Annotated in this window: 20 protein-coding genes; 4 read left to right on the top strand and 16 right to left on the bottom strand. The window is 49.6% G+C overall.

Annotation, left to right across the window (positions count from 1 at the left end; translation table 11 throughout):
• Positions 1 to 28: 28 nt before the first annotated feature.
• Genes I6L45_RS19470 through rfbB form a run of 14 tightly spaced genes read right to left on the bottom strand, consistent with a single transcriptional unit; the run spans position 29 to position 14,517 of the window.
• On the bottom strand, positions 29 to 2,014 hold the full coding sequence (locus I6L45_RS19470; RefSeq protein ID WP_216983009.1) for a nucleoside-diphosphate sugar epimerase/dehydratase: 1,986 nt from the start codon (positions 2,012 to 2,014) through the stop codon (positions 29 to 31).
• Positions 2,011 to 3,036 (bottom strand): glycosyltransferase family 4 protein, encoded by a 1,026-nt coding sequence (locus tag I6L45_RS19475; protein ID WP_216983010.1) that lies wholly within the window; start codon positions 3,034 to 3,036, stop codon positions 2,011 to 2,013. The genes I6L45_RS19470 and I6L45_RS19475 overlap by 4 nt, the downstream gene beginning before the upstream one ends.
• The gene (locus tag I6L45_RS19480) at positions 3,036 to 3,992 is read right to left on the bottom strand and encodes an NAD-dependent epimerase/dehydratase family protein (RefSeq protein ID WP_216983011.1); all 957 of its coding nucleotides are present in this window, start codon (positions 3,990 to 3,992) and stop codon (positions 3,036 to 3,038) included. Before I6L45_RS19480 ends, I6L45_RS19475 begins: the two co-directional genes overlap by 1 nt.
• Positions 3,992 to 4,804 carry a glycosyltransferase gene (locus tag I6L45_RS19485; RefSeq protein ID WP_216983012.1) on the bottom strand — a complete coding sequence of 271 codons (813 nt, stop codon included), beginning with the start codon at positions 4,802 to 4,804 and terminating at the stop codon, positions 3,992 to 3,994. The genes I6L45_RS19480 and I6L45_RS19485 overlap by 1 nt, the downstream gene beginning before the upstream one ends.
• A gap of 8 nt (positions 4,805 to 4,812) precedes the next feature.
• Positions 4,813 to 5,532, bottom strand: coding sequence for an ABC transporter ATP-binding protein (locus I6L45_RS19490; protein ID WP_216983013.1), 720 nt, complete (start codon positions 5,530 to 5,532; stop codon positions 4,813 to 4,815).
• Between the two features lie 3 nt (positions 5,533 to 5,535).
• Positions 5,536 to 6,279 (bottom strand): ABC transporter permease, encoded by a 744-nt coding sequence (locus tag I6L45_RS19495; protein WP_216983014.1) that lies wholly within the window; start codon positions 6,277 to 6,279, stop codon positions 5,536 to 5,538.
• A 12-nt stretch (positions 6,280 to 6,291) separates the two neighbouring features.
• Positions 6,292 to 7,227 carry a glycosyltransferase gene (locus tag I6L45_RS19500; RefSeq protein ID WP_216983015.1) on the bottom strand — a complete coding sequence of 312 codons (936 nt, stop codon included), beginning with the start codon at positions 7,225 to 7,227 and terminating at the stop codon, positions 6,292 to 6,294.
• Between the two features lie 18 nt (positions 7,228 to 7,245).
• Complete coding sequence (locus I6L45_RS19505) at positions 7,246 to 8,286, bottom strand: acyltransferase (RefSeq protein WP_216983016.1); 1,041 nt, start codon at positions 8,284 to 8,286, stop codon at positions 7,246 to 7,248.
• Positions 8,287 to 8,305: 19 nt separating this feature from the next.
• Positions 8,306 to 9,115: an NAD(P)-dependent oxidoreductase gene (locus I6L45_RS19510; protein WP_216983017.1), complete on the bottom strand. Its 810-nt coding sequence runs from the start codon at positions 9,113 to 9,115 to the stop codon at positions 8,306 to 8,308.
• 1 nt (position 9,116) lies between these two features.
• The gene (locus I6L45_RS19515) at positions 9,117 to 11,006 is read right to left on the bottom strand and encodes a rhamnan synthesis F family protein (RefSeq protein WP_216983018.1); all 1,890 of its coding nucleotides are present in this window, start codon (positions 11,004 to 11,006) and stop codon (positions 9,117 to 9,119) included.
• Between the two features lie 44 nt (positions 11,007 to 11,050).
• Complete coding sequence (gene rfbC, locus I6L45_RS19520) at positions 11,051 to 11,596, bottom strand: dTDP-4-dehydrorhamnose 3,5-epimerase (protein WP_216983019.1); 546 nt, start codon at positions 11,594 to 11,596, stop codon at positions 11,051 to 11,053.
• Between the two features lie 35 nt (positions 11,597 to 11,631).
• Positions 11,632 to 12,513: a glucose-1-phosphate thymidylyltransferase RfbA gene (rfbA, locus tag I6L45_RS19525; protein ID WP_216983020.1), complete on the bottom strand. Its 882-nt coding sequence runs from the start codon at positions 12,511 to 12,513 to the stop codon at positions 11,632 to 11,634.
• Positions 12,514 to 12,541: 28 nt separating this feature from the next.
• Positions 12,542 to 13,432, bottom strand: coding sequence for a dTDP-4-dehydrorhamnose reductase (rfbD, locus tag I6L45_RS19530; protein ID WP_216983021.1), 891 nt, complete (start codon positions 13,430 to 13,432; stop codon positions 12,542 to 12,544).
• Complete coding sequence (gene rfbB, locus I6L45_RS19535; protein ID WP_216983022.1) at positions 13,432 to 14,517, bottom strand: dTDP-glucose 4,6-dehydratase; 1,086 nt, start codon at positions 14,515 to 14,517, stop codon at positions 13,432 to 13,434. Before rfbB ends, rfbD begins: the two co-directional genes overlap by 1 nt.
• 960 nt (positions 14,518 to 15,477) lie before the next feature.
• On the opposite strand from rfbB, the gene I6L45_RS19540 reads away from it, so the two are divergent.
• Together I6L45_RS19540 and I6L45_RS19545 are read left to right on the top strand one after the other, a co-directional pair.
• Positions 15,478 to 16,152 carry a response regulator gene (locus I6L45_RS19540; protein ID WP_167576612.1) on the top strand — a complete coding sequence of 225 codons (675 nt, stop codon included), beginning with the start codon at positions 15,478 to 15,480 and terminating at the stop codon, positions 16,150 to 16,152.
• A 23-nt stretch (positions 16,153 to 16,175) separates the two neighbouring features.
• Positions 16,176 to 17,534, top strand: a complete 1,359-nt coding sequence (locus tag I6L45_RS19545; RefSeq protein WP_134695095.1) for an ATP-binding protein — start codon at positions 16,176 to 16,178, stop codon at positions 17,532 to 17,534.
• Positions 17,535 to 17,909: 375 nt separating this feature from the next.
• Here the strand turns inward: I6L45_RS19545 and glk are convergent, their stop codons facing one another.
• Entirely contained in the window at positions 17,910 to 18,878 is a 969-nt protein-coding gene (gene glk, locus I6L45_RS19550) for a glucokinase (RefSeq protein ID WP_216983023.1), read from the bottom strand.
• 348 nt (positions 18,879 to 19,226) lie between these two features.
• Here glk and I6L45_RS19555 point away from each other — a divergent pair, with 348 nt between their 5' ends.
• Both I6L45_RS19555 and pyk read left to right on the top strand, forming a co-directional pair.
• Positions 19,227 to 20,081, top strand: a complete 855-nt coding sequence (locus I6L45_RS19555; protein WP_029314760.1) for a MurR/RpiR family transcriptional regulator — start codon at positions 19,227 to 19,229, stop codon at positions 20,079 to 20,081.
• 160 nt (positions 20,082 to 20,241) lie between these two features.
• Positions 20,242 to 21,681 carry a pyruvate kinase gene (pyk, locus tag I6L45_RS19560; RefSeq protein WP_043759326.1) on the top strand — a complete coding sequence of 480 codons (1,440 nt, stop codon included), beginning with the start codon at positions 20,242 to 20,244 and terminating at the stop codon, positions 21,679 to 21,681.
• 66 nt (positions 21,682 to 21,747) lie between these two features.
• Here pyk and I6L45_RS19565 read toward each other — a convergent pair whose 3' ends face one another.
• Positions 21,748 to 22,791 (bottom strand): efflux RND transporter periplasmic adaptor subunit, encoded by a 1,044-nt coding sequence (locus I6L45_RS19565; RefSeq protein WP_216983024.1) that lies wholly within the window; start codon positions 22,789 to 22,791, stop codon positions 21,748 to 21,750.
• Positions 22,792 to 22,793 lie beyond the last annotated feature (2 nt).

The raw sequence follows: 22,793 nt of genomic DNA on the forward strand, positions 1-22,793 counted from the left end.
AAGTTGCCTCATTATAGAAACAGGTAACTTAATTTCTAGCCAGCAAAAAATGAACATTGTGTACTGATAGCTTCACGATGTTCTCCGTTATTGTATGCTGCTGCTTCGCTAGCCACACCAGATCACAAATACCATCCGTCGGTTCGAATGCCGCAGGAGCATGCATCAGGATCTCGCGAACTTGCTGTTGATCAAAACGGTGACAGGCATCATCCAGCGAGGCCAGCAAAGGGCGCAGCCGAGACCATGGCAGCCAGCTCTCTTGTGCAACCATGATCCTGGGATGTTCGGTTCCTCTGGCATCATCACCAATCAGTAACTCTTCGTAGAGCTTTTCACCCGGCCGCAAACCCGTCACCTCAATGGCAATATCACCATCGGGCCGCTGCTCATCACGCAGTGTCAGGCCACTCAGGCGTATCATGCGCTTGGCCAGCTCCATGATCCGTACTGGTTGGCCCATATCGAGAACAAAGACGTCGCCCCCCTCCCCCATTGCGCCTGCCTGGATCACCAGCTGTGCAGCCTCAGGTATTGTCATGAAGTAACGGATGATGTCGGGATGAGTCAGAGTAATGGGCCCTCCTTTATCTATCTGCTGTCTGAATAACGGCACCACAGAGCCCGAAGATCCAAGGACATTGCCAAAACGCACCATACAAAAACGGGTTTGATGCTTTTCACGGGTCAAGGCTTGCAAGATCAACTCGGCCATACGCTTGCTGGCGCCCATGGTATTGGTCGGCCGCACGGCTTTGTCGGTGGAGATCAGCACGAATGTCTCCACCCCAGCCTCAATGGCAGCTTGTGCGGCATAAAGCGTGCCGAATACGTTATTGCGCACCCCTTCAATGATGTTGAATTCAACCAGCGGAACATGTTTATAAGCCGCGGCATGGTAAACGGTCTGGATCTTGAAGCTCTGCATCACCGTTTTGAGACGATGTTGACGCTGCACTGACCCCAGTAGCGGCACCAGATCTGTTTCGATTTCTTCACGCTGACACTGCTCACTCAAATTTCTATGTAGGTCATAGAGGGCATATTCAGATAGCTCGAACAATACAAGCTTAGAGGGGTGACACCGCAAGATCTGGCGACAGAGCTCAGAACCTATGGAGCCACCGGCACCAGTCACCATGACCGCTTTACCTGTAATATTGGCTTCCATCAAGGTGGTCACCGGCTCTACCGGATCTCTGCCCAACAGATCGTCGATGGAGACCTCATTGAGCTGATCTATACGGGCCGAGCCATTGACCAGATCGGCCATTCCCGGGATAGACAGCACTTCGCAAGAGAGGGGCTCAAGTCCATTGATCACCTCCTGACGACGAGCCCTAGTGCTACTCGGCATGGCCAGCAAGATCTTCTGTATCCCATGGTGCTCAATCAGGGTCGGCAACTGAGTACTGTGATAAACGCTACAGCCTTGGATCACACATCCTTGTTTAGCGGGATCGTCATCGACAAAAGCGACGGGATAAAACTCATTGCCTTGTAATAAGGCCATCTGCAGCTGTCGCCCCGAAGAACCCGCGCCGTAGATCAACACCTGGGTACGTGCCAAACGGGTGGTATTGAGCAACGCCCGGAAAAAGAGCCGCACACCACCAACCAGTAACACCAAAAAGGAGAGGTAAATAACCGAGACCGTTCTCGGCAGGAAGATATCGAAGTAAAACGCAGAGAGAACAAAGAAGCAGGTTGAAAGAAATGCCCCTAGCGAGATAGTCCATAACACCCGAAAGCTGACATATCTCAACACGGCGCGATACAACCCCAGCCGAACAAAAAAACTGATGCTAACAATGATAATTGCACCGAGCAGCACCCAGTGATAAGGGCTATCGATTGGCCAACTATGTTCAAGCCGAATCCAGTACGCCCCCCAATAGGTCAAGGTGATCAGGAGCATATCAACGGCAACAGATACGGCACGCTTGCTGGCACGTGAGAGGGAGCCTAGGCAAGTCAGTAGCCAGTTCCCTCCAGGTAAAAGCTCATTTCTCATTCTGGTACTCCTGCATTCAGGTGATATGCAAGAAACGCTAACGGCATGTAGGCAATGACCAGACCGATCACACCATCAAGCTGGTTAAATACAATCATGACCGCGATCGGCGCAAGCCAGAGGCTATTTATAAGAAGCACAGCCAATGTCACGTTTCGATGGCTTTGCCAACGTCTCGCCAGATATTGATAACCATGAGTACGATGAGCCTCGCTCAGTCGACATTTCAGACGATAGCGATTCAGCAACGTGAAGGTAGCATCAACCACAAATATCCCGAGCATGACGAGCCATGCCCACAGGAATTGAGGAGCAGAAGCGGCATCCATCAACATCAGGGAAACCAGCATCAAGCCAAGAAAACCACTGCCACCATCCCCCATAAAGATCTTGGCGGGCGGAAAATTCCAGCACAAGAAGCCCGCAGCCGACATCCCCAGTAGCAGGGGCAAACCGGCAGAAAACCAATCCCCCCCAACCAGATAATGTAATAACGCCATGAACAGGCAGACGAAGACAGCCTCTCCTGCCGCCAAGCCATCGATGCCATCCATAAAGTTGTACAGATTGATAAACCAGATCACCCCGAGCCAAGCCAGTAGATAACCGAACCAGGCAAGATCCAACTGCCAGCCAAAGAAAGTCAGCTCAGGCAAACCATCAGCCGCAGATACCACCCAAGCTGCGGCCATACTTTGCACTATCAGGCGAGTTCGGGGCTTGAGAGACATGTGATCATCGATGAAACCAACCAGTGCAATCCCCAGAGCAGCAGCCCATATTAATGCGAAGCTGCTCTGGGATATGCCATAGGGCAGTGGGATCAGGGCGATAAACAAAGGGGCAGCCAGCAGAAAGGTGGCCACAATAGCCATGCCACCGCCTCTCGGGGTAGGCTCCTGATGCGAACTGCGATGATTGGGTTGGTCAAGCAAGTGGCTCTGGGCGTAACGCCTGAGCAGGCCGGTCATGGTAATTGAAAGAAACAGACAAAACATCAACAACAAAACAAATGCCAGCATCAAGACGACTCACTATGGGAAGATGCCATCAGAGATAGAGTCTGAGAGAGCGAATAGGGTGCCGACCATTGTAATCGGCTCTGAGCCTTACCGGTATCCATTTCCAGAGAGCTATAAATCCGTTGTAGCTTGACATCAATCCCCAAACAGCGGCCAAACCCTCTTATCACTCTTGGTGGGAGATAAAACAGCCGACAGGAAACCCCTTCTGCATCAGCAATCGTCGCCAGCAACAGCGATGTCGACACCGCGACCGGATCTGCAACCAGAAAAACCTGGTTCACTGCGGCAGGGTGTTCCATCGCCCTAGCAATGAAGTCACACAGATTAGGCAACGCCAGCAGGCTGCGCGCATTGTTCAAACGGGCAAAAGGGAGCGGGATCCCTTTGCGCACCCACATCATCATACTGGCAAAGTTAGCCTTCACCCCTTTTCCATAAATCAGGGGGGGACGGATGATGGTAACAGCCATATCACACTCTTTCGCGAGCGCCATCAGCCCCTGTTCCGCCTCATATTTCGAGCGTCCATAGGGATCTTCTGGAGGACTCTGCACATTCTCATTAAATGGCTTGCCTGGCACGGTATGCTCGCCATTCACTTTGATCGAGCTGATAAAGATGAAGCGCTTTACCCCTGCGTCAGCCGCTTGCCTGGCAAGAGTGAGCGTACCCTCGGTATTCACCGCTCGAAAAGCCGCCAGGGGGTCCGTCGCGGTATCAGACATCACATGCACTCTGGCTGCACAGTGAACAATCACATCCACATGTTGCAATTGGGCTGTCCAGTTTGCGTCAGCAGTCAAAGAGGGAGCCTGAACCTGGTACGAAACAAGCGGGCTACTGCGCACCGCACCTTTCACATTCGCCCCCAAACCAAGCAGGTGTTCACAGACCGCCTTACCTACAAATCCGTTGGCACCTGTGACCAAGACTGTACTTTTGATATCTGACATTACCACCAACGCCAACCGTGAATATTGAAGAAAGTCGCCATGGAACGCCCAAACATCCAGATATGGCGCCAGCCTTTGCGCGATGCATGACCACCGTGATGAACAACCTTCACCTGAGGGACATAGGCAATCCGGCTGATCTTTCCTGCCCGCAAACTGATGTCAAAATCTTCAAAATAGAGGAAAAAGCGAGGGTCAAACCCTCCAAGCTGCTGCAGTACATCTGTGCGAAACAGCATAAAACAGCCACTGACAATGGGTGGGTTCCACAGCACGTCATGATTATTGAGCTGATCTGCCATCTCATATTTCGCCAAGCGACTCTGAAATAGCTGCTTTACAAACGCAGGCGCAAAACCACGCAGCAATAAATCAAATACGGTTGGATAGCGTTTGCAAAGCCGTTGTACCTCACCACCTTCCCATGTAGCAAAAGGCGTCAATAATCCGCAATCCTGATGCTGCTCCATAAACTCGAGCGCTTTTTTCAGCGCATCTGGGGCGACCTCAAGATCAGGATTTAATATAAGATGATAACGCTGATGAGCTAATGCTGAAAGCTGGCGGTTATGCCCTGCACCAAAACCTGGGTTATGAGGATCGCTAACCACTTTAATCGGAAAATTCAAACCTTGTAAAATATCGCTATCAGGTTCTAACTCAGGCGTGGGTGAGTGATCAACCACCATCATAGTGATACGGATATTATCCATAGCATGCGAAATGGACAGTAAAGAACGGCGTAAAATAATATGATTTGGCTTATAAACCACCACCAAAATAGTTAGTATAGGAGTATTGATGCTGTTCATGATACTTCTTAGAGATCAGAAATTGAAATCTCGGTCAGGTGACCATGTTCTAATGAAAATACACGATTACAATACTCTTTTATTAAATCAGTATTATGAGATGCAAACACAAAAATTTTAGCCGAGTTGATCAATGAATGAATTCTATCTTTACTCTTTTGCTGAAAGTCTGCATCACCAGTGGAGAACATTTCATCTAGCAATAATATTTCAGGGGTTACCGCAGTCGCCACCGCAAACATCAGGCGCATGGTCATACCCGATGAATAAGTGCGCACTGGTAAATCGAGAAAATCCCCCAACCCAGTAAAAGCCTCAATGTCAGGTGTCAGGGATTTAGCCTCCTTATGCGACAACCCTAACATCATGCCAATATTAACGATATTATCATAGCCAGATAGCTCAGGCTCTAAACCTGCACCGATTTCAAATACCGTGGCAGTTTCGCCTTGGCGAATCACTTTGCCCTCCTCTGGACTATAAATCCCCGCCATAGTGCGCAGCAAAGTGCTTTTTCCTGCGCCGTTATGACCGATCAGCCCCACTGCATCCCCTTCTTTGAGGCTAAAGGAGACATTTTTAAGGGCTGTGATCACGGTAGTATTACCAGCATTTTTCTCAATGGTACCGCCAGTGGCAATACGCACCAATTGATTGCGTAATGACATGCCGTGGCTGTCATAAATAGGATAACGCAGGGTTACATTTTTAAATTCAATCTTAGCCATAATTCATACCCAAAAAGACAGTCTGTGCCCGCGCAGGCGATAAAAAAGATAAGTAACCAAACTCCCCACCACTAAAATACCAGCTACGATAAAGTAGGTTTTGGAATCAGGAATTTCCCCTAATATGGGCTTTCTGATTATTTCAATGAAGTAGCTTAATGGGTTTAACCAAATTACATTCATATTTTCTGGTAAACGATCGGCTCTAAATACCACCGGACTAATAAAGAACAGCAGTGGTAAAAATGATGTAATCAGATACTCTAAGTCTCTGAACCTTGCCCCTATCATACCTAAAAATAAGGTAATCCAAAATAAATTTGCTAAAACCAATAAAAATCCAGGAATTGCTAGTAAGGCATACATGGTGAGACTAACGTTAAAGTACAACACCACAATTAACACAATCACCAAATTATGGGCAAGGTTGATCACATGACGTGCCAAAGCCCTAATGACAAAAAACCAATACGGAATAGCCACATTTCGGATCACTGATGATTGGCGAATAAAGGTAGTTGCGCCATCGCCAATTGCTCCTGATATCAAAAACCAAATAATTAAACCAATGGACAGTGAAGGAACAAATGTATCCATATCCTCTTCGAGTAGCGTTCCCCAGACAAGCCCTAACCCGAGTACACCCACCATACTGCCAAGCGTTAGCCAAAGCGGACCTAGCACACTTTTCTTATATCTCGCTCTTGTATCAGCCCAAGCAAGATATATCGCGTTATTAATTAACATAATTCACCATTATTATTTGTATAACTTATTAATATTGAATAATTTATTAAAACAAGTAGTTTTTAACAAAAAAAGTAATAATCGTTTTAGCAACCCACAGTGTTGCAAAGAAAGTTGCTTAGTTTGATGAATGTTTCGTTCTGGCTTAATATGAGCATCCATGCTGATAAAAATACTAGCTTGATTAACTATCCTCATAAAAGAAGAAAAATATTTATTCGGACCTTGTATAAATGACATTAATCTATTCTTTCTTTGTGCCCCAATTTGATTTTTACTATGTTGGCGATATTTAATCAATGGTTTGTTTATAAAATAAAATCGCCCATAATACTTTGCTAGAATGGCTAACCACCAATCATGCATCACCATTTGTTTAATATCAATATGATTTAAAGAATTTCGCAGCAATGTAATCATTGCTCTATTTAAGGCAATGGTTGCACCTTGTACGCAATTTCTAAACAAAATAGAGTCATCTTTTAATACACCACTATCTAAACCTTGGTAGTGAAAAAAACTGGGATTAAACACAGTACCGCGCTCATCGATCAATGCGGCATCACTGAACACAATCGCAGCGACATCTACAGATATCTGCTGAAAAACCTTAAAATACTCAGATACTTTATCCTCACACCAAACATCGTCTTGATCTGCTAAGAATAACCAATCTAATTCAGGTGTATCCACAGATAAAATAGCATTAATAAAATTGCTTACGACGCCTTTATTTGTACCGGTTTGATAACTTAACATCCCATAAGGAAACTGATGTTGTAACTGAATTATTTTTTGGCTGGTACCATCAACAGATCCATCATCAAACACTGCAATGAAATTGTCATTAACACCCGCAAATTTAAATGCACGATCAATACTCAACACTTGTTCTGTGATGTACTTCTCTCCATTATAAGAGCAAAGCACTGTTTTGCATGAATACATTTAGCACCTAAATAAAATTTATGCGTTTTTGATCATTCTCGATTTCAGCAAACGGCTAAATTTATTAACTAAAGGCGCGACCTCTTTAGCTACATAGAAACTAGCCAAAACGCAGAAAACAAATAGTGCATATTTTTGTTGTAAATCCAATGTTCTATAATCAAAATATCTAAATGCAGCATAAATTATTTGATGGTGAAATAAAAATGCAAGGAACGTTAAACCAGAAATTCTCATAATAATGTTAGAGATGAAATCATTACATCTGATGAACGATAATACTAATGACAAGATAGAAAAAATAGAAACACCGACCACAAACATATATATTTGTGGTGGTAAAACTTTATGTAGATATGATGAGAACAATACTACTAATAGTGAGATAACTGCCAAGCTAATCTCTTTTATTCGACTGCCATTAATATAAGTCGCAAAGGTTATACCAAATAATATTTCTGGTAATCGCATAATCGGATTGCAATTGATATAAACTTCAAACAATTTATTATAAACAGCATTAAGAGAAATAAATAATACTAATACTAGCATCCAACAGTAAAGTGGTGCTTTATCAAAAAAAATTTTCACAAAGGGATAAAGCAAATAAGTAATTAGCATATATCCGGTGTACCACTCACCTACTAGATAGTAGTTTTGCATACGGTATAGGAAAAAACCATCCAAGCCAATTAAAGATAACAGGAGCTTCCACCACTGCCCATCACCAAATGATTGACCAACTAACAGAAACACCGCGGCCACCACAAGATAAGAAATCCAAAATGATGGGAATATCCCTAAAAATCTTCTTTTATAAAAATCAATATAGTTAAAGTCGGTTTGACCATGTCCCTGGGAGATGGTTAAAGCCAAGCCAGAAAGAATAATAAAAAGAGAGATAGCAATATCACCTACGGTTTGGTTTAAATAGCTTATCTCACCAATTCTTTCAGTTGCAGGATCTGCATACAACAAATAAACATTATAATGAAATAAGATTACCGCCAAGCAAGCAAAAATCCTGATCACATCAAGATGTATCTCTCTTTTATTCATATTAAAAACTCAAATTTAATTATTGTTCGCCCCAAATCGCCATAGAATCATATGGACGAGCAGGGAATACGTTGTACTCTGGCTTAATCTTCAGGTTGTTATCTTTTATAAAGCTCTCGACCTTGGTTCTTAAACTAACAGGCTTGCCACTTGAGCAGTTAAACACTCCCGCTTTGCCAGAGGTAATTCTTCTAGAGATCTGTGCACCTAACTCGTTAATATCAATGAAGTCATAGAGCATTTCACCACTGTTTAGCGGGAACGTAGCCTCTCCACGTTTTTCAGCATCTAAGATCTTACTGAAAATGGAGTTATTAAAGGCATCGTCACCTGTGATGTAATAAAAGCGCAACCACTGGAATTGGAACTTATTTTTCACCGCCATATCGGCAATCGCTTGACGTAAAAAGTTTTTCGCAATGCCATAAGGGTTGATAGGATTACATGGCGTACTGTTATTAACAGGGCCAACATGATATCCAATTTCATGCATCGTGCCCGCAATGGAGATAAAGGGCACATTAGCCGCCACCGCTTTGGCAATAAAATTGTAGTGCTCTAATACATCATTGATATGCGAAGGTGCATGATGATTGAAACCCGCCTTCCATGCTAAATGCAGTAACGCATCACAGCCGGATAAATAATCGTTCAGATCCTCCTGCTCTAATGCAAAGATATTCGCTTTAACAACAATAGAAGACTCAATAAATGGATGAGGCTGCTCTTCAGGTAAAATAAATGAGACCACCTGATGACCTTCTTTCATTAATTGTGCAGCCACTCGCCGGCCAATAAATCCATTTGCGCCCGTAATAGCAATTTTCATATTACATTCCTAAGCTATGTTTTACTTTAAGATAAACACGTTTTAATAAACGGCCGACTCTTGGGAAGCGGAATTGAATAGAACGAGCACAAGCAAAAAATAGTGCTCGGACACTGGCTTTGATACTCGAACTATTTATCGCAGCTGCAGAAGCATTGGACATATATCTTAAATGCTGTAAATGGAAAACCTGATCTTGCACTAAGCCATTATGCAGGTTACTCATTATACGCTGCGCTTTATATTCTAACTTGGTATAGTTTTTCTCAGCCATATCAGACGACATTATGTTATAGCCAAGATAACCATCAGAATGAGCAACATAGATAAATAAGCGCTCGATAACGTGGGCTAATGAACCATCATTATGACCCGGCTCTGGATTAAAATCGGTCCATTTCCAGTCATAATTGAACAGCTTTTTCAGCGCTTTGGGTCTGAACCAGAACATGGTGCCATAGGCCGCAAAGGGAGAAAAATCATCAAATGGTACATTGATGTCTAATTTCTTAGCCATGGTAGTTGCTAATTCGCGATTAGTAAACCAAGTGTGCCCTAACGTTGGATAGCCAATGTGCACCATAGAGGGTGCTAAGAAACCGACTTTGGGATTATTATTTAAGAAATTAATTAACTTAGATACATAAGCTTCATTAAGCACTAAGTTATCATACATTTGATGCTTGAAATGTTCAGCTTGAGTTGCATCATTTTGCGGTGATTTTTTTGAATGCAATCGGCAAATATAATCATATTCTTCGCTTAAACCCACATCTTTCATGGTGAGCAGCAATGAAGCGATGTCACGGCCACGGTTTTGCTCAACCACGCGGACTTCAATTTTTTGGGCTTTGTTTTTATTATTTTTTAAATATACTTCAATTTCTTTTTTGCTTTTATCTGAAGCTGTAGAAATGAACAAATCATAAGGTACCGGAATGTTCTCAATATAATGCATCATTTCTTCAATCATGTCAGCGTAGTAAACATGCAAAACTGCCGCAATTTTTACTGGCTTATTGATTTCAACCGCTTTCGCTGTATCAAAAATCTTTAATAGATCGATATTTGTCGCAAGGTCTTTTGGCTTGGTGGTACGCAACAGATTGTCATAAATCAAATCCACATTGTAATTTGATTTTTCTTTAACAATATCTAAAGCACGGCGAAGATCAATTGCGTTGCGATCAATCCATAATGGATCATGGAAAAATGGCCTTCTTTTTAAGATCGGCGAGCGATTTTCAAGTGTTTGACAAACATCGTTGAAAGTAGCATAGCTTGATGGATAATCTTCAGAATTCACATAGACAGCATAACCAAAACCCTTATCACTAAAATGCTGTGTGAATTTTGATTCGTGGTTTACGATAGAATCAGTGTATGTATAGATCATCGGCATGCTTTTCCAGTATTGTTCAAATTCTATACTGGAAAACATATTCTTTCTGACCGCGATAAAATGCGATTGAATATGGCGAGGTAAAATACTATCCCCAGTAAATGGATTTGGAATCACCTCTTTATGATCACTTATGCCCCAGAAATCTACCTGCTGAGCCTTTGACCATTCGAACATTTCTTCGAATGGGAAAATTGGGCCAAAGAAGGTGTAGTTCAATAAAATTAATTCATCAAACTGCCTTAACTTCTCTGCACCATAGATCTCCATGGCTTCCTTATATCCCCAAACATCGAAACCGACATTCTCTCGGCAGTAAACGGTATCAACGACTTGCTCTAGTTTAGCTCTTTCATTGTATTTAATTATTGAGTTAGAGATAAAGAAAATTTCATCAACACTTTTTCTTAATTCCTTTAATTTAAAGTAAATATACTTATCAACAATACCATTTTTGTCATAAAACAAATAAAATGCAATTCTTTTCATAAAAAATATACGTCCGCTGAGTTAACGATGAAGTGTTTTTTGACTTAAAACAACTCGGCTTCAAGCAATGACTTTTGCTTTTTATCTTTGTCTGATAAGAGGAATTCACCCATTTCAGGCCATTTAATATTGATCGTTGGATCGTTCCAAATAACACCACGATCATGCTCTGGCGAATAATAATTGGTGGTTTTATACAGAAACTCAGCAGTTTCACTTAATGTGACAAAGCCATGGGCAAAGCCTTCAGGGATCCATAACTGACGCTTGTTTTCTGCGGATAACACAACGCCAACCCATTGCCCAAAAGTGGCCGAGTCTTTTCTAATATCAACGGCAACATCAAACACTTCACCCGCAACACAACGCACTAACTTGCCTTGGGCGCGCGGAGCTAATTGATAATGCAAACCGCGCAATACCCCTTTTGAAGATTTTGAATGATTATCTTGCACAAAATTAATATTGTGGCCGACCGCATCATCAAATAACTTTTGGCTAAAGCTTTCATAAAAAAAGCCGCGCGCATCGCCAAAAACTTTTGGTTCAATGATTAATACGTCAGGAATTGCTGTTTTAATAAAATTCATACCCTATCCATATGCTATAAATAAATCATTCAATTTTAATTATTTTTCGACAGCATTTTTAGCAAATATTGGCCATAAGCATTTTTTGCTAATGGTGCAGCCAGTGATTTTACTTGCCCGGCATTGATAAAGCCTTTGCGATATGAAATTTCTTCGGGGCAAGCTACTTTCAAACCTTGGCGAGTTTCAATGGTTTGAATAAAGTTACTCGCTTCAATCAAACTTTCATGGGTACCGGTATCAAGCCAGGCATAACCACGGCCCATCATCGCCACCGACAGATTGCCTTGCTCCAGATAGATACGGTTCACATCGGTGATCTCCAGCTCACCACGGGGTGATGGCTTCAGGCCCTTGGCGATCTCGACTACGCTGTTGTCGTAGAAATAGAGGCCGGTAACAGCATAGTTACTCTTGGGCTCCAGTGGCTTCTCTTCCAGTGAAATCGCGGTGCCTTGTTTATCAAATTCCACCACCCCATAACGCTCAGGGTCATGCACATGATAGGCAAAGACGGTGGCGCCGCTCTCTTTGGTCGCAGCCGACTCCAGCTGTTTTTGCAGGTCGTGACCGTAGAAAATATTGTCACCCAGTACCAGCGCACAGGGGTTAGAACCGATAAAATCTTCACCCAGAATGAAGGCTTGTGCCAATCCATCCGGGCTTGGCTGCACCTTGTATTGCAAGTTCAGACCCCACTGGCTGCCATCACCCAGCAGTTGCTCAAAGCGGGGTGTATCTTGCGGCGTACTGATGATCAAAATATCACGAATACCGGCTAGCATCAGGGTACTGAGCGGATAGTAAATCATAGGCTTGTCATAGATAGGCAGCAACTGCTTGCTCACCGCCATGGTGACCGGATAGAGACGAGTGCCAGAGCCACCAGCTAATATAATACCTTTACGCTTCTTCATATTTACATAACCTATTGTTGATTTAGTTTTATTTAGCCATGAGCTCAGTTAACATTCGCCCCACACCAATTTTCCATTCTGGTAAAACAAGATTAAATTCACGTTGAAATTTCTCAGTGTTGAATCTTGAGTTCATAGGCCTTATAGCCTCACGAACAAATGATGCCGATGGAACTGCTCTTATTTCCTTTAGTAGGATTTTTTTATTTTTTTTCTTAGCAAAATCGAATATAAACAAAGCATATTCATACCAACTGGTAACTCCGCTAGCAGCCACATGATATAAACCACACTTTGAGATATCTTCTAAAACCAATTTAATTGTATGTGCAGTGCAGTCAGCTAACAAATCAGCACCAGTAGGAGCACCAAACTGATCATTAACAATGGAGATTGTTTCTCGTTCTAAGCCAAGGCGAAGAATGGTATTGATAAAGTTATCGCCATGTGTTGAATAAATCCAACTAGAACGGAATATAATATGTCTACCACAATGCTTTTGCACCGCTTGCTCACCAGATAACTTGGTTTTTCCATAGAAATTAACTGGGGAAGGATTATCTGCTTCATGCCATGGTTGTTCACCACTACCATCAAATACATAATCGGTTGAATAATGGACCAGTAAAGAGCCTAACTTATTAGCTTCTTTAGCTAGAACTTCGACACTCTCCGAATTGATTTTCATGGCTATATTCTGCTCTTTTTCAGCAAGATCTACAGCGGTGTAGCCTGTGGCATTGACAATAACATCAGGCTTTAGTGTATTTATCGTCTCAATCAACCCTTGAGGGTTCAAAAAATCACCACAATAATCTTTAGAATCATGACTCAGCGCAGTTAATTTTCCGAGTGGAGTAAGAGAACGCTGTAATTCCCAACCTAGCTGCCCGTTTTTTCCAAACAGCAGAATATGCATCAGGCACGATCCCCGTAGTTCTTTTCAATCCAGGATTGGTAGGTACCGCTCTTAACGTTGTCAACCCACTGCTGGTTATCCAAATACCACTGTACGGTTTTGCGAATGCCAGACTCGAAAGTCTCCTCTGGCTGCCAATCCAGCTCGGCACTCATCTTGCTGGCATCGATGGCATAGCGGCGATCGTGACCGGGACGATCCGCCACGTAGGTGATTTGATCGCGGTAAGAGCACGCTTTCGGCACCATTTCGTCAAGCAAATCACATACGGTATGTACCACCTCCAGATTCTGCTTCTCGTTGTGACCGCCGATGTTGTAAGTCTCCCCAACCAAGCCAGTGGTCACCACCTTGTAAAGCGCGCGCGCATGGTCTTCCACATAGAGCCAGTCACGGATCTGGTCGCCCTTGCCATAGACCGGCAGTGGCTTGCCATCCAGGGCGTTGAGGATTACCAGCGGGATCAGCTTCTCGGGGAAGTGGAAGGGACCGTAGTTGTTGGAGCAATTGGTGACTATCGTCGGCAGACCGTAAGTACGCCGCCAGGCGCGCACTAGATGGTCACTTGAGGCCTTGGAGGCAGAATAGGGGCTGCTGGGGGCATAAGGCGTAGTTTCGGTAAATAGTGGCAACGCTGTACCAACAGCGACTTCATCTGGATGAGGCAGGTCGCCATACACCTCGTCGGTAGAGATATGGTGGAAGCGGAAGGCCGCCTTGCGTACCTCGTCCAGACCGTTCCAGTAGGAGCGAGCCGCCTCCAGCAGCATATAGGTGCCGACGATATTGGTTTCGATAAAATCGGCAGGGCCTGTGATGGAGCGATCAACGTGGCTCTCGGCCGCCAGATGCATCACGGCATCTGGCTGGTGCAGGGCAAATACCCGATCCAGCTCGGCACGATTGCAGATATCCACTTGCTCAAACGCATAACGATCGTTTGTCGATACATCAGCCAAGGACTCCAGATTACCGGCATAGGTGAGTTTGTCGAGGTTGACCACTGCGTCTTGAGTATTCTGGATGATATGGCGAACAACAGCAGATCCGATAAAGCCGGCACCGCCAGTCACAAGGATTTTCATTGAGAGGTTCCTAGATACAATATAATGAAGTGAAACAAATATATTCTTCAATCTTGGTTCGAGACACGAATTTAATTCTTCTTACGTAGAAAAAACGCGCGGCCATTTTCTTTTAAACCAATGAGGGGATACGAGCAAACTAAGTTCGACTAAAGCTCCATCATAAACCAGGGGGCGTTTTGCGTACACACAATGGCCATAAATTGCAAGGACATATAATCCTAAGTCCGGTAAAAGACTAAGCTACCGCCCTTGAGTTACAGCTCCCAACATGCTGCCTTTAACCTGATTGTGCTCGCTGTTGGTCATCATCTCCTCCAGCTTCTTGTTTTGATTGATGTTTAACAATGTCGTCGCATCATATGCACATCCAGGCAGCCCGACAGCCTGCATAGCTCACATCTTGGGCAACGTGTGCCCCAAACCCGATTTTGGGTCCGATTCTATCTCGTTTTCCCCTGGGATGAACAGTCAAAACAGGAGGAAAAACCTTAGCAGATCAGGATTCAATACACTCCTTTCTCTCCTCCTCTCGCTCACCTCACCACAGCCCTCATTGCCACCACCAGTCTCAGGTTGTCAGAATTCATCCCAAGCTGATGATAAACATATTTAATTTCAGATAGTTAATACGCCATGTCATCTAGTGGGACTACTATCCGTATGACCTTCTGTCGGCAGACCCCCTTCCCATAGTCAGCGTCAACCGAGAGATCTCACCCTCCCCCATGCGATCAGAACGGTCGCGCCACGCCCACCAAGATCCAAAAGAGACGCAAACAACCATCCTCTACCTTCAAGAGAGCCTCTTAACTCTGATGCTCATGGCGAAATCAAGAACGGGGATAAAGGCAGGCACGATTCAGTCCCGATACAGGGGGGGCCAGGTAGGATCCGGATTGACTCGCCCTCTTCTTGACCCTCTAATTGACAGCCTGGACCCTTATCATCATGCATCTTATGAAAATCCTACTGGTCGAAGACGACAAGCTGCTCAATCACCACCTCTCCACGCTGCTGACCGAGGCCCAGAACCAGGTTCACAGCACGGACAATGCCCAGGTGGCGCTGCACTACGCGGCCGACTATCCCATTGACGTGGCCATCATTGACCTCGGCCTGCCGGACATGGACGGCCTGCAGCTTATCAGTCGTCTGCGCGAGCAACAGATCCCCTTCCCCATCATAGTGTTGACCGCCCGGGGCAACTGGCAGGACAAGGTGGAAGGCCTGGAAGCCGGTGCGGACGACTACTTGGTCAAGCCCTTCCAGAAAGACGAGCTGCTCGCCCGTCTCAATGCCCTGGTGCGGCGCAGCGCCGGTTTCATCTCCCCCAGGGTGAAAGCGGGTGATTATGAACTGGATCTCTCCCGCAAGGAGCTGACCATTTCCGGCGAAGTCACCGTCCTCACCAGCTTCGAGTACCTGATCCTGGAGTACCTGATGCGCAACGCCCGTCAGGTTGTCTCCAAGCAGCAGCTGCTGGATCAGCTCTATGGGGATGGTGAAGGGGATCCCAACACCATAGAGGTCATGGTGAGCCGACTGCGCAAAAAGCTGGATCCGGAGGGGAGCATCCAACCCATCTCCACCATCCGCCGACAAGGTTACATCTTCAACCTCTCCTGCAGTTGATACGCCCCGTCATGCTGACCTCCATGAAACTGATCCGCCGCTCGCTGCATCTCAAACTGATGATGAGCGCCATGCTGGTCATCGCGCTCATCATGGCCTTCTCGGTCTATATCCTCTACCTTGGCCACACCGAGGAGCAGGCCCAGAAGGCCAGTGCCCGTATGCAGGAGAACCTCTCCAAGCTGTTCTCCTCCAAGCAGCCTGAGCCCCACGCCATCACGGATCTCGGCAGCCTCACCCCGGATGCCATCGACCCCAATCTCGACACCCTGATCTGCCGCGCCGACGGGGCGCTGAGCTGGTCCAGCCTGCACATGCCCGAGGTGGTCTCCATCAAGGAGACCATCTGCCAGGACCTGATGAGGTACCTTGGCGGCCTGGATCAGGACTACTTCTTCAAGTTGCACACCATCAAAAATGGCGAGAGCTATTTCATCTACAGCCTGCGCTTCCTGCGCAATCACGGTGACGGCCCCACCACCTATTACGTGGTGATGGTCGACTCCGCCAAGCGTTACCAGGCCCAGACCCGCGACTACCTCTACCGCTGTATTCGCCAGGCCCTGCTTGCCTACAGCCTGCTGGGCGCCCTGCTGCTGCTCACCAGCTTCTGGAGCCTCTCCTCCCTGCGCACCATGGCGCGGCAGATCGACGAGATCCGCGCCGGCACGCGGGAGGAGTTGTCCAGCGACTACGAGCGGGAGCTGACACCGCTGACAGAATCGGTCAACCAACTGCTGGAGAACGAGCGCCAGCAGACCCAGCGCTACCAGCATGCCCTCAATGATCTCGCCCACAGTCTGAAGACACGGCTGGCACTCATCCAGATCACCGCCCAGGAGCTCAAACTCGGCCACGAGATCCATGACAACATCAGTGAACAGATAACCACCATGGATCAGATCATCCAGTACCAGTTGCGCCGTGCCGTCACGGGCCGCAAGCGTCTTGCCAGCAAGGGAACCGAGCCAGTCCCCCTTATTGAAAAGCTGCTGGCCAGCCTCGCCAAGGTATATCGCCACAAGAAGCTGCAGACGGGTTTCCAGTTCGATGACGATGTCTTCTTTCATGGTGAACAGGGCGACCTGATGGAGTTGATGGGCAACCTGCTCGACAACGCCTGCAAGTTCGCCATCAGCGAAATCCAGGTCAGGGTCAACCGCCAGGGCCGTGGTCTGCTCATCGTGGTGGAGGACGACGGCCCCGGCATCGCCCCCGGCAAGTCGCAGCAGATCTTCCAGCGCGGGGTCAGAGCCGACAGCTCCCCGGGCCAGGGGATAGGGCTCGCCGTGGTGACCGAGATAGTGCACAGCTACGGCGGCGAGATCCGGGTGGATGAGTCCCCCCTCGGCGGTGCCCGCTTCCATATCTCCCTCCCCTGACAGATCGGGGCAAGGCTGACACCTGGCCCCATCCTTTTGCCTTGCGCTACGACGTCATTTTGGCGCCAAAGCCCATACTCCCCCTCACAGGCCAGATCCCCTGAGGCATGAGAACACAGGGGCTAGCCCCTGTGGCCCCACCCTGGCGGGTCTGACGCTTCTCGAAGAGCGCATGACAGACGGACACAACAGACATAAAAAAACCGGCCGCGAGGGCCGGTGAAACAGTTCAGGCTTGTCAGGTGACAATGCGCACCCAGCGGATGAAGACAGCTTCCAAATCCCTGTGAAACCCTGTCTTCTTGAGTACGTGGGTTCACTCTACGCCAGGGTCACTGAACCAAGACTTAACCGTCATGACATCGATTCCCGGCCTCAGAGCCTAAACCCGAGAGACTGGCGCAGATAGGCGCCCGCACCGAGCAGGCCCGGGCCTTCGTGGGTGATGAGAAACACGGGGATATCTTTGAGATAGGGCTTGAAGCGCCCCTTGTCCTCGAACGCCACCCGGAAACCCGAGCCGATGAAGAACTCCTGGAAGCGCGGCACTATGCCGCCGGCGATATAGACGCCGCCAAAGGTGCCCATGTTGAGCGCCAGGTTGCCGGCAAAGCGGCCCATCAGCACGCAAAACAGGCTCAAGGTGCGGCGACAATCCAGGCAGTCTCCCGCCAGCGCCCGCTCGGTGATGTCTTTGGGGGCGAACGCCTGTGGCTCACGGCCATCGGATTTCACCAGGCCGCGGTAGAGGTTGACCAGACCCGGGCCCGACAGGAAACGCTCGGCCGACACATGCCCCAGCTCGCCACGCATCACCTGCAGCACGGCATCCTCCTCTTCCGTGTTGGCGGCGAAGTCCACGTGGCCCCCCTCGCCGGGCAGGCTCAACCACTGTTCGCCAGCCTGCACCAGATGAGCCACCCCCAGACCGGTGCCGGCACCATAGATGGCGATGGGCTTGCCAGCCACCGGCTCGGCGCCGCCCAGCTGGATGCGATCCCCGTCAGCGAGGACCGGGACAGCCATGGAGACGGCGGTGAAATCGTTGATCACTTGCAGGCGATCCAGGCCCAGGTTGGCCTGCATCTCGCTGATGGAGAACTCCCAGCTGTGGTTGGTCATGGCCACCCAGTCGCCATTGATGGGGCAGGCGATGGCGATACAGGCCTCGCCCACCTTGGCATCGTGCTCTTCCAGATAGAGGCGCACCACGGCCTCCAGGCTGGGATGGGCCAGGCCCGAATAGGTTTTTGCCTGGGAAATGGCGCCCGTCGCCAGCTCACAGAGGGCCAGACGGGCATTGGTGCCGCCTACATCGCCCACCAGCGCATGGGTATGCTGCATAACAAACTCCTTCGTTACCGACTCGGGGCGGCCCTTACCGTCCCGACCTTGTTATTTGGCAGTCATACTACTCGACCCCACCAGCTGGCGGCTCGTTTTATGAATGCAACTGTGCGCCCGCTCACAGTGTTGTTGCTTTGCAACATTTGTAAGCGTTTTCAAGGCCTAACTGGAAGTTAGTAACTAAAAACTCGAAATAATTAGACATGAGTCATACTTTGTATTGACGAGATTAGTTCCGATAAGCGCTTGTCTTGTATAGTCCTCACCGAAATTGGAAACCTGCTTGAGCTGTGAACTTAGTGCACAGACACTGAAGTTAAATTACAAAAATGCCTGGTGGTAATGATGAATACCCTCGATAAAATTACGAACAATTTGGAAAGTTTCAGTAAATCAGAGCGTAAGGTGGCGGAAGTGATCCTGGCATCCCCCCAGACCGCCATTCACTCCAGCATTGCTACCCTGGCCAAGCTGGCGGATGTCAGCGAACCCACCGTCAATCGCTTCTGCCGTCGTCTCGATACCAAGGGCTTTCCCGACTTCAAGCTGCACCTCGCCCAGAGCCTGGCCAACGGCACCCCCTATGTGAACCGCCACGTGGAAGCGGAAGACGGCCCCGACACTTACACCGCCAAGATCTTCGAGTCCACCATGGCCTGCCTCGATGCCGCCAAGAACAGCCTGGACATCTCCGCCATCAACCGCTGCGTCGATATCCTGACCCAGTCCAAGAAGATCAGCTTCTTTGGCCTTGGCGCCTCTTCCGCCGTCGCCCGGGATGCCCAGAACAAGTTCTTCCGCTTCAACATCCCGGTGGTGAGCTTCGATGACATCGTCATGATGCGCATGAGCTGCATCAACAGCAGCGAAGGGGACGTGGTCGTGCTCATCTCCCACACCGGTCGCACCAAGGCCCTGGTGGAGATCGCCGCCCTGGCCCGTGAAAACGATGCCACCGTCATCGGCATGACCGCCAAGGACTCCCCCCTGGCCCGCGAGTGCAACCTGGTACTCTCCATGGATGTGCCGGAAGACACCGACGTTTACATGCCCATGGCCTCGCGCATTGCCCAGCTTGCCCTGGTAGACGTGCTGGCCACCGGCTTCACCCTGCGCCGGGGCATGAAATTTCGCGAAAACCTGAAGAAAGTCAAAGAAGGTTTGCGCGAATCCCGCTTTGATACCCCGCACTCCTCCTGATCATTCGGGGGTCCGCCCCCGACTGTCTATGCCACCAAGCTTGGTGTAGTATCGAAATTCAATTACACAAGACCACCCAGAGGGTCTGCGAGCAGGCGCCATGCCACACGCTTGACGGGGCAGTATTTCAAGTCATATCAACTTCACATTGGAGTCTTTCATGCCAAGACGTACAAAGATTGTCACCACACTTGGTCCGGCGACCGATCGCGACGGCATCCTCGAGGGGATCATTCGCGCCGGCGCCGATATGGTACGGATGAATTTCTCTCACGGCACTCCTGAAGATCATATCCAGCGCGCCAACCAGGTGCGTGACATCGCCGCCAAGCTGGGCCGTCACGTCGCCATCATGGGCGACCTGCAGGGCCCCAAGATCCGTGTTTCCACCTTCAAGGATGGCAAGATCTACCTCGCCATCGGCGACAAGTTCATCCTCGATGCTGCCCTCGGCAAAGGGGAAGGCTGCCAGGAGCAGGTCGGTATCGACTACAAGAGCCTGCCAAACGACGTGGTGTCCGGCGACATCCTGCTGCTGGACGACGGCCGCGTGCAGCTGAAGGTCGAGCAGGTGGAAGGCACCCGCATTCACACCACGGTGACCGTGGCTGGTCCGCTGTCCAACAACAAGGGCATCAACAAGAAGGGTGGCGGCCTCTCCGCTCCGGCCCTGACCGAGAAGGACAAGGAAGACATCAAGACCGCCGCCCGCATGAACGTGGACTACCTGGCCGTCTCCTTCCCCCGTAGCGGCGATGACCTGCGCTACGCCCGCGAACTGGCCCGCGAAGCCGGCTCCAACGCCAAGATCGTGGCCAAGGTCGAGCGCGCCGAGACCGTCGCCAGTGACGAGGCGATGGAAGACATCATCCTCGGATCCGACGCCGTCATGGTGGCCCGTGGGGATCTGGGCGTCGAGATCGGCGACCCCGAGCTGGTCGGCGTGCAGAAGAAGCTCATTCGCCACTCCCGCCGCCTGAATCGCGTGGTCATCACCGCGACCCAGATGATGGAGTCCATGATCAACGCGCCGCTGCCGACCCGTGCCGAAGTCATGGACGTGGCCAACGCCGTACTGGATGGTACCGATGCGGTGATGCTCTCCGCCGAGACCGCAGCCGGTCAGTTCCCCATCGAGACCGTGACCTCCATGGCCAGCGTCTGCGTGGGGGCCGAGAAGCACCCGAGCCTGAACGTCTCCAACCACCGCATGAGCTACACCTTCACCTCGGTGGAGGAAGCCGTCGCCATGTCCACCATGTATGCGGCCAACCACCTGGAAGGGGTCAAGGCGATCGTCGCACTGACCGAGTCCGGCACCACCCCGCTGCTGATGTCCCGCATCAGCTCCGGCCTGCCGATCTTCGCCATGTCCCCCCACAACAAGACCCTGGCCTGGGCCAACCTCTACCGCGGCGTCACGCCGGTGCTGTTTGACGGCGACGAGACCAAGCCTGTCTACGAGGTGTGCCGCGAGGCGCTTGATGCCCTCAAGGCCAAGGGCCTGGTGCAAAGCGGCGACATGGTGTTGCTGACCCACGGCGACAAGATGGAAACCGTCGGCAGTACCAACACCTGCAAGGTGATGATGGTCGAGTAATCGCCTCTCCTGCCCGCAATAAAAACGGCTCCCGCGGGAGCCGTTTTTTATGGCGAGACCGCCGCCTCAGCCGCGAAAGAGTTCCACCTTGTCGCCGTCCTGCAGGCTGCCGGCGCCGCGCACCACCACCCTGTCCCCCTGCTTGAGGGCGCCGCTGACCGCCACCTGCTGGTTGTCGCCAAACAGCACGGTCACCGGCACCCGGTTCACCTTCAGCTCCTCGCCCTGCTGCTCGACCTGGTAGACCACGCTCCCCTCGGTGCCAAGCACCAGGGCATCCCGCGGCAACAGCATGGTCTGCTGCTCTCCCAGCGGCAGCGCCACCCGCACCGGCGAGCCGATGATAAAGCGGCCCGCCTCGGGTTTGAGGCGCAGTTCGATGAGGCGGGACTTGGGATCGGCGCTGGCTGCCCGCTGGTAATAGACGCCGTGGCTGCTGAGCTGCTCCCCCTCCACCCGCAGCCGGGCATTCACCTCCAGCTGCTGGGCCCAGGCGATGGGCGCCCGCAACCGGATGTCCGGCTGCTCCGGATTGACCAGCTCCAACGCCCGTTCCCCTGCATCCACATGTTCACCCGGCTGGATGAAGTGCTCGTTCACCACACCATCGAAGGGCGCAAAGATGCGGCTCTTGCGCAGTTGCTCCTCAATCTGGCGCACCTGCACCCGGGCCAGCTGTTCTGCCAGCTCGGCCTGCTCCACGTCGTAACGGGCCTTGTCATACTGGCTCCGGGAGGCGCTCTTCTGTTGGTGCAACCGATCGAGGCGCTGGAACTCGGCCCGGGCGTAACGCAGGTTGCTCCCCTCCCTGGCCTGCTCCGCCCTGGCCTGCTCCAGCGAGAGTCGCAGGGTCGCGCTGTCCAGGCGCAGCAGCTCGTCCCCCGCCTTCACCTTGCTGCCGAACTCGGCTATCCACTCCACCCGGCCGCTCACCTCGGCGCTGAGCGCCGCCTGCTGGCGGCTCGCCACCGTGCCGCTGACCCAGATGCTGGCGCCCGCCTCCCCCCGAGCCACGTCCGCCAGGGTCACCATCTTGCCCTGTGCCAGTGCGGGTGCCCCGCCTGCCAGCAGAAGCGCGCCCACTACCATCCTTGTAAACATTTGTCTCATCG

The organism is Aeromonas sp. FDAARGOS 1415 (genome assembly GCF_019048365.1).
Lineage (GTDB): Bacteria > Pseudomonadota > Gammaproteobacteria > Enterobacterales > Aeromonadaceae > Aeromonas > Aeromonas taiwanensis.

Excerpts from the sequence above, each read along its gene's own strand:
- I6L45_RS19470 (WP_216983009.1), bottom strand. The coding sequence starts at position 2,014 with ATGAGAAATGAGCTTTTACCTGGAGGGAACTGGCTACTGACTTGCCTA.
- I6L45_RS19475 (WP_216983010.1), bottom strand. The coding sequence starts at position 3,036 with ATGCTGGCATTTGTTTTGTTGTTGATGTTTTGTCTGTTTCTTTCAATT.
- I6L45_RS19480 (WP_216983011.1), bottom strand. The coding sequence starts at position 3,992 with ATGTCAGATATCAAAAGTACAGTCTTGGTCACAGGTGCCAACGGATTT.
- I6L45_RS19485 (WP_216983012.1), bottom strand. The coding sequence starts at position 4,804 with ATGAACAGCATCAATACTCCTATACTAACTATTTTGGTGGTGGTTTAT.
- I6L45_RS19490 (WP_216983013.1), bottom strand. The coding sequence starts at position 5,532 with ATGGCTAAGATTGAATTTAAAAATGTAACCCTGCGTTATCCTATTTAT.
- I6L45_RS19495 (WP_216983014.1), bottom strand. The coding sequence starts at position 6,279 with ATGTTAATTAATAACGCGATATATCTTGCTTGGGCTGATACAAGAGCG.
- I6L45_RS19500 (WP_216983015.1), bottom strand. The coding sequence starts at position 7,227 with ATGTATTCATGCAAAACAGTGCTTTGCTCTTATAATGGAGAGAAGTAC.
- I6L45_RS19505 (WP_216983016.1), bottom strand. The coding sequence starts at position 8,286 with ATGAATAAAAGAGAGATACATCTTGATGTGATCAGGATTTTTGCTTGC.
- I6L45_RS19510 (WP_216983017.1), bottom strand. The coding sequence starts at position 9,115 with ATGAAAATTGCTATTACGGGCGCAAATGGATTTATTGGCCGGCGAGTG.
- I6L45_RS19515 (WP_216983018.1), bottom strand. The coding sequence starts at position 11,006 with ATGAAAAGAATTGCATTTTATTTGTTTTATGACAAAAATGGTATTGTT.
- rfbC (WP_216983019.1), bottom strand. The coding sequence starts at position 11,596 with ATGAATTTTATTAAAACAGCAATTCCTGACGTATTAATCATTGAACCA.
- rfbA (WP_216983020.1), bottom strand. The coding sequence starts at position 12,513 with ATGAAGAAGCGTAAAGGTATTATATTAGCTGGTGGCTCTGGCACTCGT.
- rfbD (WP_216983021.1), bottom strand. The coding sequence starts at position 13,432 with ATGCATATTCTGCTGTTTGGAAAAAACGGGCAGCTAGGTTGGGAATTA.
- rfbB (WP_216983022.1), bottom strand. The coding sequence starts at position 14,517 with ATGAAAATCCTTGTGACTGGCGGTGCCGGCTTTATCGGATCTGCTGTT.
- I6L45_RS19540 (WP_167576612.1), top strand. The coding sequence starts at position 15,478 with ATGAAAATCCTACTGGTCGAAGACGACAAGCTGCTCAATCACCACCTC.
- I6L45_RS19545 (WP_134695095.1), top strand. The coding sequence starts at position 16,176 with ATGAAACTGATCCGCCGCTCGCTGCATCTCAAACTGATGATGAGCGCC.
- glk (WP_216983023.1), bottom strand. The coding sequence starts at position 18,878 with ATGCAGCATACCCATGCGCTGGTGGGCGATGTAGGCGGCACCAATGCC.
- I6L45_RS19555 (WP_029314760.1), top strand. The coding sequence starts at position 19,227 with ATGAATACCCTCGATAAAATTACGAACAATTTGGAAAGTTTCAGTAAA.
- pyk (WP_043759326.1), top strand. The coding sequence starts at position 20,242 with ATGCCAAGACGTACAAAGATTGTCACCACACTTGGTCCGGCGACCGAT.
- I6L45_RS19565 (WP_216983024.1), bottom strand. The coding sequence starts at position 22,791 with ATGAGACAAATGTTTACAAGGATGGTAGTGGGCGCGCTTCTGCTGGCA.